General features: G+C 62.5%; 11 protein-coding genes. 7 read left to right on the top strand and 4 right to left on the bottom strand.

The window, feature by feature from the left end; all coding sequences use genetic code 11:
• The first annotated feature begins 67 nt into the window (after positions 1–67).
• Positions 68–862: an alpha/beta fold hydrolase gene (locus I6L48_RS16320; protein ID WP_010674369.1), complete on the top strand. Its 795-nt coding sequence runs from the start codon at positions 68–70 to the stop codon at positions 860–862.
• Positions 863–877: 15 nt separating this feature from the next.
• Here I6L48_RS16320 and I6L48_RS16315 read toward each other — a convergent pair whose 3' ends face one another.
• Positions 878–1,855 carry a LysR family transcriptional regulator gene (locus tag I6L48_RS16315; RefSeq protein ID WP_081000955.1) on the bottom strand — a complete coding sequence of 326 codons (978 nt, stop codon included), beginning with the start codon at positions 1,853–1,855 and terminating at the stop codon, positions 878–880.
• A gap of 61 nt (positions 1,856–1,916) precedes the next feature.
• Here I6L48_RS16315 and I6L48_RS16310 point away from each other — a divergent pair, with 61 nt between their 5' ends.
• From I6L48_RS16310 to I6L48_RS16285, 6 genes are all read left to right on the top strand, one after another.
• Positions 1,917–3,614 carry an L-lactate permease gene (locus I6L48_RS16310; protein ID WP_041215398.1) on the top strand — a complete coding sequence of 566 codons (1,698 nt, stop codon included), beginning with the start codon at positions 1,917–1,919 and terminating at the stop codon, positions 3,612–3,614.
• Between the two features lie 12 nt (positions 3,615–3,626).
• Positions 3,627–4,448: a (Fe-S)-binding protein gene (locus I6L48_RS16305; protein ID WP_216988085.1), complete on the top strand. Its 822-nt coding sequence runs from the start codon at positions 3,627–3,629 to the stop codon at positions 4,446–4,448.
• Positions 4,441–5,877: a LutB/LldF family L-lactate oxidation iron-sulfur protein gene (locus I6L48_RS16300; RefSeq protein ID WP_216987454.1), complete on the top strand. Its 1,437-nt coding sequence runs from the start codon at positions 4,441–4,443 to the stop codon at positions 5,875–5,877. The genes I6L48_RS16305 and I6L48_RS16300 overlap by 8 nt, the downstream gene beginning before the upstream one ends.
• 1 nt (position 5,878) lies before the next feature.
• Positions 5,879–6,523: an LUD domain-containing protein gene (locus tag I6L48_RS16295; protein WP_216987453.1), complete on the top strand. Its 645-nt coding sequence runs from the start codon at positions 5,879–5,881 to the stop codon at positions 6,521–6,523.
• A complete protein-coding gene (locus I6L48_RS16290; protein ID WP_216987452.1) occupies positions 6,523–9,330 on the top strand; it encodes an FAD-binding and (Fe-S)-binding domain-containing protein in 2,808 nt (935 codons plus the stop codon). The genes I6L48_RS16295 and I6L48_RS16290 overlap by 1 nt, the downstream gene beginning before the upstream one ends.
• A 133-nt stretch (positions 9,331–9,463) precedes the next feature.
• Positions 9,464–10,024 (top strand): hypothetical protein, encoded by a 561-nt coding sequence (locus I6L48_RS16285; RefSeq protein WP_042883083.1) that lies wholly within the window; start codon positions 9,464–9,466, stop codon positions 10,022–10,024.
• 544 nt (positions 10,025–10,568) lie between these two features.
• On the opposite strand, the gene I6L48_RS16280 is transcribed toward I6L48_RS16285, so the two are convergent.
• The 3 genes from I6L48_RS16280 to I6L48_RS16270 form a co-directional block, all read right to left on the bottom strand.
• Positions 10,569–11,666: a hypothetical protein gene (locus I6L48_RS16280; protein WP_139739313.1), complete on the bottom strand. Its 1,098-nt coding sequence runs from the start codon at positions 11,664–11,666 to the stop codon at positions 10,569–10,571.
• Between the two features lie 442 nt (positions 11,667–12,108).
• Positions 12,109–13,149, bottom strand: coding sequence for a lipocalin-like domain-containing protein (locus I6L48_RS16275; protein ID WP_042883081.1), 1,041 nt, complete (start codon positions 13,147–13,149; stop codon positions 12,109–12,111).
• A 185-nt stretch (positions 13,150–13,334) separates the two neighbouring features.
• The gene (locus tag I6L48_RS16270; protein ID WP_216987451.1) at positions 13,335–15,761 is read right to left on the bottom strand and encodes an FtsX-like permease family protein; all 2,427 of its coding nucleotides are present in this window, start codon (positions 15,759–15,761) and stop codon (positions 13,335–13,337) included.
• Positions 15,762–15,776: the final 15 nt, after the last annotated feature.

Raw genomic sequence — 15,776 nt, 5'->3', positions numbered from 1 at the left:
CACCGGGGTGAGCCTTCTGTTAATATGCGCGCCGAGTATACCCCCCATCACCCCGGGAGCCCATGAGATGTTGTACCACAAGACCTTTGAACTGGGTCCCGATCGGGATTGGGTGGTGTTCGTGCACGGTGCGGGCGGCAGCTCCTCCATCTGGTTCAAGCAGTTGCGGGCCTACCGGGAGCACTTCAACGTGCTGCTGCTGGACCTTCGCGGTCACGGCCAGTCCAACCAGCTGCAGCAGGTGGTAAAGGGGCACTACAGCTTTCGGGCCGTGACCGAGGATATCCTGCGCCTGCTGGATCACCTGCGCATCCCCCACGCCCATTTTGTCGGCATCTCTCTTGGCACCATCCTCATCCGCCACCTGGCGGAGCTTCGCCCCGAGCGGGTCAAGAGCATGGTGCTCGGCGGCGCCATCCTGCGTCTCGACATCCGCTCCCGGGTGCTGGTGCAGCTTGGTCGCCTCGGCCAGCACTTCCTGCCCTACATGTGGCTCTACCGCCTGTTCGCCTTCATCATCATGCCGCGCCAGCACCATCAGGAGTCCCGCAACCTCTTCGTGCGCGAGGCCAGAAAGCTGTGCCAGAAGGAGTTCAAGCGCTGGTTCCGTCTCGCCACCGAGGTGAACCCCCTGATGCGCTACTTTCGCGAGCGGGCCCTGCCCATTCCCACCCTCTACGTGATGGGGGAGGAGGATCACATGTTCCTCGCCCCGGTGCGCGAGCAGGTGGCCCGCGACCCTTACAGCCGCCTCGAAATCATCGAAAAGTGCGGCCACGTCTGCAACGTGGAGCAGCCGGATCACTTCAACCGCCAGTCCCTGGCGTTTCTCTCCCGTCAGGCGGCGTCGTCCGCCCTTTGAAGCCCGACAAGGGCCTCAGATGAAGTAGTGGCCAATCTCCAGATAGCGCTGGCGGATGTGTTCGATGAGCAGCCTTATCTTGCGCGGCGGCTGGCGGGTGAAGGGGTAGACGGCGTAGATGCCGAGCTTCTTGCCCACCCGGTCGGGAAACAAGTCCACCAGCTCGCCGTTCATCAGATCGTGATAGACCAGACAGCGTGGCACATAGACAATGCCGCGCCCCCCCAGCGCCGCCTTGCGCAGGGCACCAGCGTTGTCGGTTGAAAAGCTCCCCGACACCGACACCAGATAGTTGCCCTCTTCCCCCTTGAAGGCCCACTCCGAGGCCCCTGTGCTCTGGTAGGCGTAGCGCAGGCAGTTGTGGGTGAGCAAGTCTGACGGCACCCGCGGCGCCCCGAAGCGGCGCACATAGGCGGGGGCGGCGCAGATGACCCACTGGGAGTCGAGAATGTGGCGGGCAATCAGGCTCGAGTCATCCAGATAGCCGGTGCGAATGACCAGATCGAACCCCTCTTCCACCAGGTTGACGAAGCGGTTGTCCAGCGACATCTCCACCGTGAGCCCGGGGTGCTGCTGGCAAAAATCGGCCACCGCATCGGCGAGCAAGAGCTCGCCGGAGATGGTGGGCACCGACATCCGCACATGACCGCTCACCTTTTCACCAAATCCCGCCACCGCGTCGAAGGCATCCAGTGCGGCGGCCTTCACATTTTTGGCACCCTGATAGAGCGCCTTGCCCGCCTCGCTCAGGGTGAGCCGGCGGGTGGTGCGATAGAGCAGCTGCACCCCGAGCTCCTCCTCAAGACGCCCGATCCGCTTGCTAACCACTGAATTTGTCAGGGAATTTTGTTCAGCTACCTTGCTGAAGGATCCGGCCTCCACCACCTGGGCGAAGAGGATGAGGTCGTCGGTACTGGCCATATTGATCAACTTTTGGAACGAATGTTGTTCATTATTTCCATATATCGCGAAAAAGGAACAGGGTAAGGTCACGTCCGCTTAACAAAACAACAACAAGGTGCGCCTCTGCACCCCTCTGGACAAGGACGCAATGATGACAGACACCCTGCTGGCCCTGGTGGCCTTCTCGCCGATCCTGGTGGCCGCCGTGCTGCTGGTCGGCCTCAACTGGCCCGCCAAGCGCGCCATGCCCGTCGCCTTCCTGTTGACCGTGTTCATCGCCCTCTGGGGCTGGCAGATGAGCCCGACCCGGGTCTTCGCCTCCACCCTGCAGGGGCTGGTGATCACGGTGACCGTGCTCTGGATCGTGTTCGGCGCCATCCTGATGCTCAACACCCTCAAACACACCGGTGCCATCACCGCCATTCGCGGCGGTTTCACCAACATCTCGCCGGACAGGCGCATCCAGGCCATCATCATCGCCTGGTGCTTCGGCGCCTTTATCGAAGGGGCCTCGGGTTTTGGCACCCCGGCCGCCATCGCCGCGCCGCTGCTGGTGGCCATCGGCTTTCCGGCGCTCGCCGCCGTGCTGCTCGGCATGATGATCCAGTCCACCCCGGTGTCGTTCGGCGCGGTGGGCACCCCCATCCTGGTGGGCATCAACAAGGGGCTGGATAACCAGGCCATCGGCCAGACCCTGAGCGCCGGTGGCAGCAGCTGGGACATCTACCTGCAACAGGTGACCACCAACGTGGCCCTCATTCACGCCACCGTCGGCACCCTGATGCCGGTGCTGATGGTGATGATGCTGACCCGCTTCTTCGGCCGCAACCGCAGCTGGACCGAGGGGCTCTCCATCCTGCCGTTTGCGATTTTCGCCGGGCTCGCCTTCACCGTCCCCTATGCCCTCACCGGCATGCTGCTCGGCCCCGAGTTCCCGTCCCTCATCGGCGGTCTGGTGGGGCTGGCCCTGGTGGTGACGGCGGCGCGAGCCGGTTTTCTGGTGCCCAAGAACTCCTGGGATTTCGCCCCCGAGAACGAGTGGCCCGCCGAGTGGCTGGGCTCCTTGAAGCTCGATCTCAAAGAGGCCGCTGGTCGCCCCATGTCGCTCATGCTGGCCTGGCTCCCCTATGTGGCACTGGCGCTCCTGCTGGTGGCGAGCCGGGTGAGCCCGGAGTTCAAGGCAAGCCTGTTGTCGGTGAGCCTCGCCTTCACGGACCTTTTGGGGGAGAAGGGGGTCAGCGCCTCCATTGAGCCGCTCTATCTGCCGGGGGGCCTGCTGGTGCTCTGCGCCCTGCTCGCCACCTGGCTGCAATCGCGCTCCCTCGCCCCCTTCGGGCGGGCGCTGGGGGAGTCCAGCCGCACCCTGATCGGCGCCGGCTTCGTGCTGATTTTCACCGTGCCCATGGTGCGTATCTTCATCAACTCCGGCGTCAACGGGGCGGATCTCGCCAGCATGCCGGTGACCACCGCCAACTTTGCCGCCGGGCTGGTGGGGGAGTTCTTCCCAGCCCTCAGCGCCACCATCGGCGCGCTGGGGGCCTTTATCGCCGGCTCCAACACGGTATCGAACATGATGTTCAGCCAGTTCCAGTTCGAGGTGGCCCAGACCCTTGGGGTCTCCACCGCCGCCATGCTGGCCCTGCAGGCAGTCGGTGCGGCGGCCGGCAACATGATTGCCATTCACAACGTGGTGGCGGCCTCGGCCACCGTGGGGCTGCTCGGTCGTGAGGGGGCGACGCTGCGCAAGACGGCGCTGCCGACCCTCTACTACCTGCTGGTCACCGGCCTTATCGGGCTGGCGCTCATGTACAGCTTCCACATCTCGGACGCACTGCTGCAGCTCAAGTAAGGAGAGCAAGTGATGAAGGTAATGCGGGTCTACCCGGCCAAGCCGGCCGATGTCTATCTCTACGCCACCTGTCTGGTGGACCTGTTCGACCCGGTGGCGGGGCTCGATGCCATCGCCCTGATCGAGCGGGAAGGGATAAGGGTGCACTTTGTCGAGAAACAGACCTGCTGCGGGCAGCCGGCCTACACCTCGGGTCACGAGGAGGAGGCGCGCAAGGTGGCGCAAAGCCAGATGGCGCTCTTCCCCGAGCCCTGGCCGGTGGTGGTGCTGTCGGGCTCCTGCGGCGGCATGATGCACCACCACTACCGCCGCCTCTTCCCCGAGAGCCCCGAGGTGGCGGATTTTTGCGATCGGGTGTTCGAGCTCACCGAGTTTCTGGCCCGGATCTGCCGGGTGCGCTGGCACGGGGTGGGGGAGGCGAGCATCGTCATGCACACCTCCTGCTCGGCCCGGCGCGAGATGCAGGTACACACCACGGCCCGCAGCCTGCTGGGGCAGCTTGATGGCGTCACCTTGCATGAACAGGCCTACGAGAGCGAGTGCTGCGGCTTTGGCGGCACCTTCTCGGTGCGCCACCCCCACATCAGCCAGGCCATGGTCGAAGACAAGACCCGCCACCTGCTGGCCACCGGCGCCGACACCCTGGTGAGCGCCGACTGGGGGTGCCTCTTGAACATCAAGGGATCCCTGGCCTATCAGGGCAAGACACTGCCCGCCATGCACCTGGCCAGCTTCCTGCTCGCCCACAGCCGCCCCGACAGTGACGAAATAGCTCATAACGGTGCCGCTGTTAGCGATTTGGCTCATACCAAAGAGGCCCAGCCCCATGTCTGATCACGCCAAGTATTCGCCGCGCCGCTTCCATCCCCAAGCCGAGGCGGCCCTGGCCGACCCTGTGCTGCGCCAGAATTTTCGCGGCGCCATGGATTACCTGCGCGCCAAGCGCCGGGATGCCTTCGCCGACCCCGCCGAAGAAGCGGCGGTGCGCGATGCGGCGGAGCAAATTCGCCAGCGCTGTCTCTCGCGCCTGCCGGACCTGCTGGTGCAGCTCGAAGCCAACTGCGAGCGCAACGGCATCCGGGTGCACTGGGCCCAGACGCCGGCCGAGGCCAACGCCATCATCCTTCGCATCGCCCAGCAACACGGGGTGAGCAGCATCGTCAAGGGCAAGTCCATGGTGAGCGAGGAGGTGGGGTTCAACCACGAGATGGCGCGCCACGGCATCCGCTGCCTTGAGAGCGACATGGGGGAGTTTATCGTCCAGCTCGACGGCGACACCCCGTCCCACATCATCATGCCCGCCATCCACAAGAACAAGCAGGAGGTGAGCGACACCTTCGCCGGCAACCTGGAAGGCTTCACCCCCACCACGGACGTGGACGAACTGATCCAGACCGGACGGCGGGCCCTGCGCGAAGAGTTTCGCCGCGCCGGCATGGGGCTCTCCGGCGTCAACTTCGCGGTGGCCGAGACCGGCAGCCTGTGTCTGGTGGAGAACGAGGGCAACGGGCGCATGTGCACCACGGTGCCGAAAGTGCACGTGGCCATCACCGGCATCGAGAAGGTGGTGGAGTGCCTATCCGACGTGCCGCCCCTCTACAGCGCCCTGACCCGCTCGGCCACCGGACAGGCCATCACCACCTACTTCAACGTCATCAGCGGCCCGCGCCGGGCAGGGGAGCTGGACGGCCCGGACGAGGTGCACCTGGTGCTGCTGGACAACGGCCGCAGCCAGGCTTACCGGGACGAGGAGCTGCGCAAGACCCTGCAGTGCATCCGCTGCGGCGCCTGCATGAACCACTGCCCGGTCTACACCCGCATCGGCGGCCACGCCTACGGCACCATCTACCCGGGCCCCATCGGCAAAATCATCTCCCCCCACCTGCTGGGGCTGGAAAGCACGAGCGATCTGGTGACGGCCTCCAGCCTGTGCGGTGCCTGCGGCGAGGTGTGCCCGGTGCGCATCCCCATTCCCGACATGTTGCAGCGCCTGCGCCGGGAGGCCAAGCACGACGCACAGCCCGGCCACGAACCGCTGGCGGGGCAGGGGGCAGCCAGGAGCCGGCTCGAGACCCTCGCCATGCAGGGCTTTGCCTTTGCCGCCACCCACCCGCGCCTCTATCACGCCGCAACCGGGGTGGCCGGTCGCCTGCGGGGGCTGATGCCCAAACACCTGGGCCCCTGGACCCTGTGCCGCGAAGCCCCCAAACCCGCCCCCCAGAGCCTGCACGCCCTGCTGCGCCAGAAGAAGAAGGAGTCCTGAGATGTCGAGCAAAGAGGCCATATTAAGCCGCCTGCGCGGCGCCGCCACCCCCATGGCCCACGCCCCCCATGGCTGGCAGCCTTGGCGCGGGGCAGATGACGGCGCGCGGCGTGAGCGCTTTGTTGCCGGGATCAGCGCCAGCCACGCCGAGATCCTCACCGTCCAACAGGCAAACCTTGTCCGGGATCTGGCCGCCTGGCTGAATGAAGAAGGCATGACGCATCTGGCCTGTGGCCAGAGCGGTCGCTGGCAAGTCGAAATCGCGGCGGCTTGCGCCGGGCGATCTGTGTTGACCCCCTCTGGCGAGTTCGCGAGCTGGAAGGACGATCTGTTCGACGTCTGTCAGGCGGGCATCACCCACTGCGCGGGGGCCATCGCCGATACCGGCACGCTCGTGTTGCTGCCGGATGGCGGCGAGCCGCGCACCCTCTCGCTTGTGCCACCCTGCCATATCGCCCTGCTGGCGGCCTCCACCATCGCCGACAACCTAGCGGGGCTGGTGGCGGCCGGGCGCTGGCAACAGGCCATGCCCACCAACCTGTTGCTGGTCTCCGGCCCCTCCAAGACCGCCGACATCCAGCAGACTCTGGCCTACGGCGCCCACGGCCCGAGCCGCCTCTTGGTGGTGCTGGTGGAGGATTGCTGATGCGCTGGAATGAATTTGACGCCGCCGTGCTCTCGCGCATCCCGCAGGAGCGGCTGGTGAGCGACCCGGACTTGCGATTGGCCCACGGCACGGACGCGAGCTTCTACCGCCTGGTGCCCGAGCGCATCGTGCGCCTCGATTCTTTGGATGAAGTGCGCTTCGTGCTCGGGGTGTGCCGCGAATTGGGCCTGCCGTGCACCTTTCGCGCCGCCGGCACCAGCCTCTCGGGCCAGGCCCTGAGCGATTCGGTGCTCATCACCCTGACCGACAGCTGGCGCGGCCACCGCATTCTGGATGAGGGGGCGCGCATCGCACTGCAACCCGGGGTGATCGGCGCCGATGCCAACCGTTATCTGGCGCCCCTGGGGCGCAAGATTGGGCCGGATCCCGCCTCCATCAACGCCTGCAAGCTCGGCGGCATCGCCGCCAACAACGCGAGCGGCATGTGCTGTGGCACAGCCCACAACAGCTATCACACCCTGCACGCCATGACCCTGCTGCTGGCCGATGGCACCGTGCTGGAGAGCGGCGATCCCCAGAGCCGCGCTGCCTTGGCGGCCAGGCGCCCGGAGCTGCTCTCGGGGCTCGCCGCCCTGCGCGCCGAGGTGCTGTCGAATGCCGAGCTTGCCGCCAAGATCCGCCACAAGTACCGGCTCAAGAACACCACCGGCTACGCCATCAACGCCCTGCTCGACCATGAGGACCCTGTCGATATCCTCACCCACCTGATGATTGGCTCGGAGGGGACCCTCGGCTTTATCGCCGAGGTGGTGCTCGATACCGTGCCCGAATACCCCCACAAGGCCTCGGCCCTGCTGGTGTTTCGAGACGCCGAGCAGGCGTGTCTGGCCACCTCGCGCCTGAAAAGTGCGCCGGTGGCGGCGGTGGAGCTGATGGATGGGCGATCCCTGCGCTCGGTGGCGGGCAAACCCGGCCTGCCGGACTTTATCAAGACGCTGGATCTGGCCGCCTGCGCCCTGCTTGTGGAGGTGCATGGGGAATCGAAAGAGGAGTTGGTGGATCGCTGCGAGCAGGTGACGGCCATGGCGGCCGAGTTCGCTCAGGTCGCCTCGGTGCCTTTTACCGTCGACAGCGCCGGCCTCTGGGCCATTCGCAAGGGGCTCTTCCCGGCGGTGGGGGCGGTGCGCACCACCGGCACCACCGTCATCATCGAGGATGTCGCCTTTCCCATCGAACGTCTGGCGGAAGGGGTGGCGGGGCTGCAAGCCCTGTTCGATCGCTTCGAATACGGTGAAGCCATCATCTTCGGCCACGCGCTGGAGGGGAACCTGCACTTCGTCTTTACCCAGGGGTTCGACGAGCCGGCCCAGGTGGCCCGCTACGGCGCCTTTATGGATGCGGTGGCGGAGCTGGTCGCCGTGCGCTTTGGCGGGTCGCTCAAGGCCGAGCACGGCACCGGCCGCAACATGGCCCCCTATGTGGAGCTGGAATGGGGGCCGGAGGGGATGGCGCTGATGCGGCGCATCAAGGCGTTGCTGGACCCCGATGGCTTGCTCAATCCCGGCGTCATCATCAACGACGACCCCAAGGCCCACCTGGCCCATCTCAAGCCCATGCCGGCGAGCGATGCCATCGTGGATCCGTGCATCGAGTGCGGCTTTTGCGAGGCGGTCTGCCCCTCGCGCACCCTGTCACTGTCGCCGCGCCAGCGCATCGTGCTCTATCGGGAGTTGTCACGCCGTGGTCGCAGCGGTGAAGTGGCAGGGGATCTTGCCCGGCTGTTTGACTATCAGGGGATTGAGACCTGTGCCGCCACCGGGCTGTGCGCCGATCGCTGCCCGGTGGGCATCAACACCGGCAGCCTGATCAAGAAGCTGCGCAGCGAAAAGTACCAGCGCTTCGTGCCCATCGCCCGATGGAGCGCCGATCACTTCGCTGGCGTGACCCGCACCGCCCGCAGTGCGTTGGGCCTCAAATCCATTGCCGGCAAGCTTCTGGGAGACAAAGCGCTGGCGCGATTGGTGAACGGGGTTCGCCATCTGAGCGGCCAGCGCACACCCGCCTGGCTGCCCACCCTGCCGGGGCCGAGCCGCTACCGGTGGCCGCAAGGGGAGGGGAGCCATGGCGGATCCAGCGAGGACATTGGAGAGGATCGCGCCGTGGTCTATCTGCCGTCGTGCGCCAGCCGGGTATTCGGCCAGCAGGAGGAGGCCCCGTCACTGCCGGACGTGGTGTTATCTCTGCTCAATAAAGCGGGCTGCCGGGTCATCGTGCCGGAGAGAGTTGAGGGGCTCTGCTGCGGCATGCCCTATGACAGCAAGGGTATGAGCGAGGTGGCTGCGGCCAAGCGCAGTGAGCTGGCGGCGGCGCTGTGGCAGGCAAGCGAGCAGGGGCGCTGGCCCGTGCTGCTCGATACCAGCCCCTGCGTGCAGCGACTGCTCTCGGGGGCACTCGGCAAGAGCCTTCGGGTGTTCGAGCCCTCCGCTTTTGTGCTGGAACACCTGCTGCCCCACCTTGAGCTGACCCCCATCGATGAGACCGTGATGCTCCATATCACCTGCAGCAGCCGGCGCATGGGGCTGGGGGATAAGATGCTGGCGGTGGCCCGCGCCTGTGCCCGCGAGGTGATAGTCCCTGAGCATATCCAGTGCTGCGGCTTTGCCGGTGACAAGGGGCTGATGACCCCGGAGCTCAACGCAGCCGCCTTGGCAAGCCTGCCCGCCCAGGTCCCCAGCGATTGCCGTCAGGGATTCAGCAACAGCCGCACCTGTGAAATGGGGCTTAGCCAGCACGCCGGCATTCCCTATCACAGCATCCTCTATCTGGTGGATCAGGCGGCGAGATAGGGAAAAAAACGGCAGGATAACTATCCTGCCGTTTTCAATGGGGTGAACAAGGTGGCTTTAAAGCGGGACTTGTCTGGTGCTACGTGCTATGAAAGGGGCCGATGCTGATACGAACGATGGCAAGGAAGGATTGATGACGCCGCTGAACCACTATCTGCCTGCCTATCACTTCTGTGAAGAGCACGCTCGCGACATTGCCGCCGACCCGCACACCGTCATCCAGGCGGCGGCCAACTATCGACCGGAAGCGGATCCGGCCTTTCGCCACCTGATCGGCTTGCGGGAAGTGCCGATGCGCCTTGGGCATCTTCTTGGCCGCCAACAGAGCGCCAGCCCGCCTCCCTTTGGCTTGGACAGATTCGTGCCGCTCGACAGCCAGGACGACAACACGCTGCTCTACGGCCTTGTCGGCCGGTTCTGGCGGCCGGACTTTGGTCTGGTGACCATGGTGGACAGTCAGGCGTATCTGGACTTTGCGGCGCCAGGCGTCGCCAAGCTCACCCTGGGGTTTTCGGCCAGCCGCCAGCCAAACGGCACCACCCGGTTGACCACCCAGACAAGGGTGTTCTGCCCGGATCTGGCCTGCCGCCTCAAGTTCGCACCTTACTGGTATCTGATCCGCCCCGTCAGCGGCCTGATCCGGCGCCGGATACTGGGCGCCATCAAGGCCGAGAGTGAAGGGGGGTTGTTATAGCTGTGCCGGAGCACCCACTTTGACCTTCAATTTTTGGCGCAAGCAGGAGATAAGGAGTAGTGGCTCAACAAGGTGATGGTTCAAGCGTTCTTCTGAATATTTCTTTAGTGCTCGAGTCGGTAGCCAGTGACCCCTGTAGCCCGCAAGAAAACATCGAAAAATGTGGCCAAGCCGCAACGTGGAGCAGCCGGATCACTTTAACCGGCAGTCGTTGGCGTTTATCTCCAACCAGACGGCTGAGATATAAACCATTCAATAGATAAGGTTTGACGTAGGTTGGGTTGAGCGAAGCGAAACCCAACACGGTAATATTATTTTTATCCCATTGAACGTCGGTTTGGAGCATTTAACGTAGGTTAGATTAGCGCAGCGTAATCAAGTGAACGGGAAGGTAAAATAATTTTAGGTGGAAATGAGATTATCCAGTTTTAGATATTTTAATATAGCTCTTGCCCCTTAACTTAAATATCAAGGGGCGTTTCGCGAACGTCCTATTACGCTTCGCTAAGCGAACCTACGGCCTTGCATGAACGATCAGGCGAGATTAACCTGTATTGGCTGATTCATTGCCATCAGAATACCGAACTTTGTCAATTGCCCGCATTAGAAATCGTTCATGGCAAAGGTGATCAAGATACTCTGGGGAAGCTCTATCTGGGAAACAAGCGGTCCAAAATTTCTCAGCGACTTGAATGGCATTTTCTGTTGCTCGATTAGCTGATGCAAGCCATTCTTGGGGGGTGCGCCAAATATCAACTTTGTTTGGTGCGTAGTGCATACTGGAATCTCTGAGTGCTTTGGTGTCTAATATAAAGGATGTGAATGGCTCTTCTCTTTGATGAATGTCTGATAATACGATAGGAGATCTTCCATCAGGGCGAAGTATCCTTGGATATTTTTCTAACTTTACATCTAGACTCAGGTATCTGTTTTTTTTCATGCCTCTAAGTTCTTCTTTGATATTATCATCAAGATCATTGCGTCTTACTGATTCTGCATATCCGACACTATTAACGAAAGACTCGATGAATGCGGCAGCGCTCACAACACATAATCTAGAGAAGGTGCAGACATTCCCATTTATCGCTGATATATTTTTATATTCATCTTTGCTTAATGCCCTAATTTGCATTTCATTGAGTTTCTTTGCAGATTGTTTCATTCGTTCATTTGCAGCTTCAGCATGTGCGAGTAATAAATATGTATCTTCAAGAAGGAAAGCCTCTTCAACGCTCGCAAAACCAGCATGTACCCCGATGCCTATTCTTGCATGAGGAGGTAAATCTGTTGGTTGTTTTAATCCAGCAGACTCAAATCTTTCAGCTAACCATCCGTAAGGGATACCAAATCTTTTTACATCTATTTCCTCTGAAAGTACTTTAAAGTCACGAGCGATCTGTCGTGATGGTTTGCGTCTAGGTAAAAGCGTGGCATGGTTTTTTACTGCGTCCTTTAATTGAGATGCTATTTGTTTTCCCTGAATTCTTAGTTCTCGAGATGTCGCAGTTTTTATAAATTCAGATACTATTTTTAGTCCGTAATCTACCCTGTTGTCTTTCCCTTTTATTCCCATCAAATCATGTACAAAATTTAGGTATATGTAGTATTCATCTATCTCACGTCGAATGTCTGTTGCTGACATTAGCAGTAGTTCCTTGTTGGCTAAATTATCTAATAATTAATCCTATTGAATATCTCTATATTAAATAAAGTATTTTTATGTCATTCCAATATAAATGTACTGCGTGACTTGAACATTATTTATTTCAATTTCATTGAAAAGCCATAAAATAGGAGGTTGAATTGCCCCTTTAATATAAAAAAGGGTTTTTCAAGTAGCACTATTGTAGCAACTTGCCACGGCCATAAGTTTGTATTAGGAATAATTAAAGTGGCTACAATCAGGAGCCACAGTTCCCTGAATGCAACGGTTAGCCAGCACTGATACGAGTGTTCCATGGGCACTTTTGGGGCTGTAAGGGGCAGACGTAAGGTATCAAATGGCGACAGCGTTGTGGAGGTAAATATTATATAAGGCATAGCATTTAAATGATTTTTTGAAGCCGATCAGATTTTCAAGGCGGTCAATACCCCGTCATTTCCAGATAGCCGACGCCCTTGGCATCCCCCGAGACGGATACCGCCCCCTCCCAGTAGTCAAAACGTCCCGTCATGGCCTGATTGGGTTGACGCGCTTTAATAACGAGATTCAAATCAGCGGCCTTAAGCTGCCACTCGACGGGGTAGGGCTGCCCCTTGGGGCCACGCCAGGTCTTGCCGGGGGTGAGGTGGATGTGATCTGGGCTCAGCACCCGGCTGCTGCCATCCCGTTCAATCAGGATGCCGTAGCGGTTTTCAGGCTCAGTGTGGCCCGCTTTGGTGCGCAGGCGAAACAGCATCAACTCGCGCCCATCGTCAAATTGCAGCGAAAACCAGTCCCAGCCCGATTGCCACTCGGCCAATACCGAGCTGCTCCACTCGTGATCGAACCAGCCCTCACCGCTGATGTTGCGGATCTCCCCATCCAGGGTCAGGGTGCCGCTGATGGTCAGGCGCGGGTAGGAGTAGTAGAAGGAGGCATTGCCCGGGCTCTTCTCGCTGTAACCCGCTTTGCCTTGCAGCACCGCGGGCTTGGCGGCGCTCACCTTCACATCAAGATCCCCCGCCTTGCTCTGCACCTTGAGGGTGGCGGGAAAGAGCGCTTCTCCTTGAGAGGCCAAGACCCACTCTTTCAGCCAATACTCACCGCCGCTGGCACCGGCGAGCCCTGGCCCCTGGCGGCTGGTGCGCTCGTCCTGCTGGTGGCGGCCTTTGCTCACATCCGTGATGGCGAACTGGGCCAACCAGAGCTGGGGGGTGAGCCAGGGGTTGTCGGATGTTATCTCCTGCTCGATGCCTTGGCGAAACAGGGTCCACTGCATGCCGTAGCCGCGCCCTTGCTCGTCTTTGAGGTTGCCGGTGAGATACCACCATTCGGAGCGGTAGTCGGGGTGGGCACCGTGATCTGCGGGCAGGAGGATGGATTGACCCGGCAGAGCCTTTTTGAAGTGATCGCTACCGCCACCCAGGATGGTCCCCAGATCGCTGGCCTGCGCGTGGCCGCTTATGGCAACAAGCGGGATCAAGCGGGCTGCAAGCCACAGGGACCGTAAAGAGGACAAGATTCCCCTCACCCTGGCCCTCTCCCGAAGGGAGAGGGGATGGTTCGCGGCAGCTCTGTGCGCTTCTCTGCGCTGAATCAAGTGCGGTGACAGAGATCTGGTCAATGGGAACGTCAAGCCATGGCCGAGCCAGAGCGCCAACCAATATGTCATACCACTCTCCTTGCGGCGTACCAGGAGGCCAGCGCCCCGCACACCGGCGCCAGCAGAAGCGCCGTGACGGCGTGCAGGGGGGCGGCCTCGAAGGCCAGCCGCCAGCCGAAGGCGCGGGGGTTGACCACCTCAATCAGCACCCAGGCGAGGCCATAGCCCACCGGCAGTGCCAGGAGCGCGGTGAGCAGCCCGAGGCCCGCCCCTTGCCACACCAGCAGCTGGCGGCAGTGGCGCGGGCTCAGGCCAAGGCTTTGCAGGGTTTGCAACTCGCCGCGCCGGGCGAGCCCCAGCACCATAAAGGCCGAGCCGATGCCGACAAAGGCGATCCCCAGGATCAGCAACTTCAATAGCTCGGTCACCACAAAGGTCTGATCGAACACCCTGAGGGCGGCGGCGTGGATGGCGGGGGCGGGCAACAGGTTCACCCGCTCGCCAAACTGGCTCCTGAGCCTGTCGCCAAGGTGCTCGGGATCCGGGCTGAAGAGGGCCAGGGATTGCACCTTGCCCCCTTCGAAGGCGTGCAGTATCTGCCCCTTGTCGCTGCCGTAATCCTGATAGACGCCGGTGACGGTGAAAGCCCTCGGCCCCCCTTCGCTGGTTACCTCGAGGCGCTGACCCACCCTGACCCCGAGGCGTACCGTCAGCGGTTCGCTCGCCAGCACCTCGTCGGGAGCGGCGGGCCAGCGCCCGGCGAGCAAGGGGTAGGCGGCTTTGAGCTCGGGGATAAAGTCCATCTGCGCCCACTCGATGGGCTGCCCCTGCCAGCGGGCGGGGAGCACGGCGCGGCGGGAGGCGGCGCGCACATCCGGCGAGGCGAGGATGGTGTTGAGGGTCTGCTCGCCCAGGGCGCCCCTGCTGCCGGCCACCCCCTTGGGGGCGGTGACGTAGAGATCGGCGGCCAGACGCTGGCCGAGCCAGATCTCCACGCTCGAGCGAAAGCTCGACACCATGACCCCGATGCCGATGGCTGCGGCGATGGCCAGTTGCAGCGCCATCACCGCAATGGCGGTGCGATCCAGGTGATAGAGGGTTTCGGCCACCCCGAGCCGGGCGGTGAGGGGGCCGCGTGCACGCAGCCGCCCCAGCAAGGAGCGAAGGGCATCGGGCAGCAGGAGGGCCATGGCGAGCAGCCAGCCTCCGGCCACGAAGAGGGCGCCGCCAAGGCCGGTTTCTGGCCGCCATAGACACAGGGCGCACAGCAGCAGGATGGCGATGGCAAGCCCCCGGCGTTGCCAGGGGTGAGCCGGTGGGCGACTGTTGCCCTCTCGCAGCGCAAGGGGGGATTGGCGCAGCAGTTGCCACCAGCCGGGCAGGTTGGCGGCAAGCATCCCCAGAAGGCCGATCACCATCGCCTTGCCAAGGCTGGCGGGGGAGAGGCGCAGCAGGTCGATGGGGTTGGGGCCATAGAGATCGGCCAGCGCCTGGGTGAGCTGCCCCATCAGGGCGAGGGCCAGCAGGCTCCCCAGCAGCAGCCCGAGCAGAGTGCCGAAGGTGGCGAGGATCAGGATCTCCAGGGTCAGCCAGCGCAGCACCCGGCGCGGCGGCATCCCGAGGATGATGAGCTGGGCGAGCAGGGGGCGGCGCACGCTCTGCACGAAGCGCTGGGCGTTGAACACCAAAAACAATCCCACCGCCATGGCGAGCAGGGAGAGGGCGGTGAGGTTCAGGGCCAGCGCATCCCCGAGCTGGCTGGCATCGAGCGCCGGGCTGATGGGCTCAAGCCAGAGGGGCTGATGGGGGGCATAGGATTGCAGGGCTGCCTGCAAGGCTCTTTGCAAGGTATTGGCCTGCGCATCGCTCAGCTTGAAGACGATGCGATCCAGTCTGCCTTCCTTGCCAAGCAGGGGCTGGGCGAGGCCGATGTCGGTCACCAGCAGCCGCTCCATGGGGACGGCGCCGGGCTCGAAGGTGCCCGCCAGGGTCAGGGTCAGGGGGCGTTGCCCCTCATCCCCCAGCACAAAGGTTCGCGACTGGCCCGGTTGCCAGTCAAGGCGCCTCGCCTCGGGGGCGGCCAGCCAGACGCTGTCGGCGCGATTCAACGAGACATCGGGTTGGCTGTCTGGCGCATCGCCAAAGAGGCGGCGCAGGGGGCCGGGGTTGAAGAGATCCATCCCCAGCAACTGGAAGCTGCGCCCCTGGGCGTCTTTGAGCCAGGCGTGAAGCTCTGGCATGGCGTCAAGGTTCGGCTGGCTTCGCACCAGCCTCACGTAAACTTGCTCATCCAGGCCACCCTGGGGGGCCAGGCGGTAGTTGGCCTCCCCGGCGAGCTGGCTGCGGGCGGCGACGAAGTTGGTGCGGGCGCTGTGGTTCAAGAGCTCGATGGCCACCACCAGGGTGACCCCGAGGGTGAGCCCGGCCAGGCTCATCAAGAGCAGCCAGGGGTGAGCGCGATAGAGGCGCAGCAGCGCCTTGAGCGGCAACATCAGCAGGCCCCCCGG

Origin of the sequence: Aeromonas sp. FDAARGOS 1418 (assembly GCF_019048585.1) — a bacterium.
Taxonomy (GTDB): Bacteria; Pseudomonadota; Gammaproteobacteria; order Enterobacterales; family Aeromonadaceae; genus Aeromonas; species Aeromonas caviae.
This window is presented reverse-complemented; position numbering and strand designations above follow the sequence as displayed.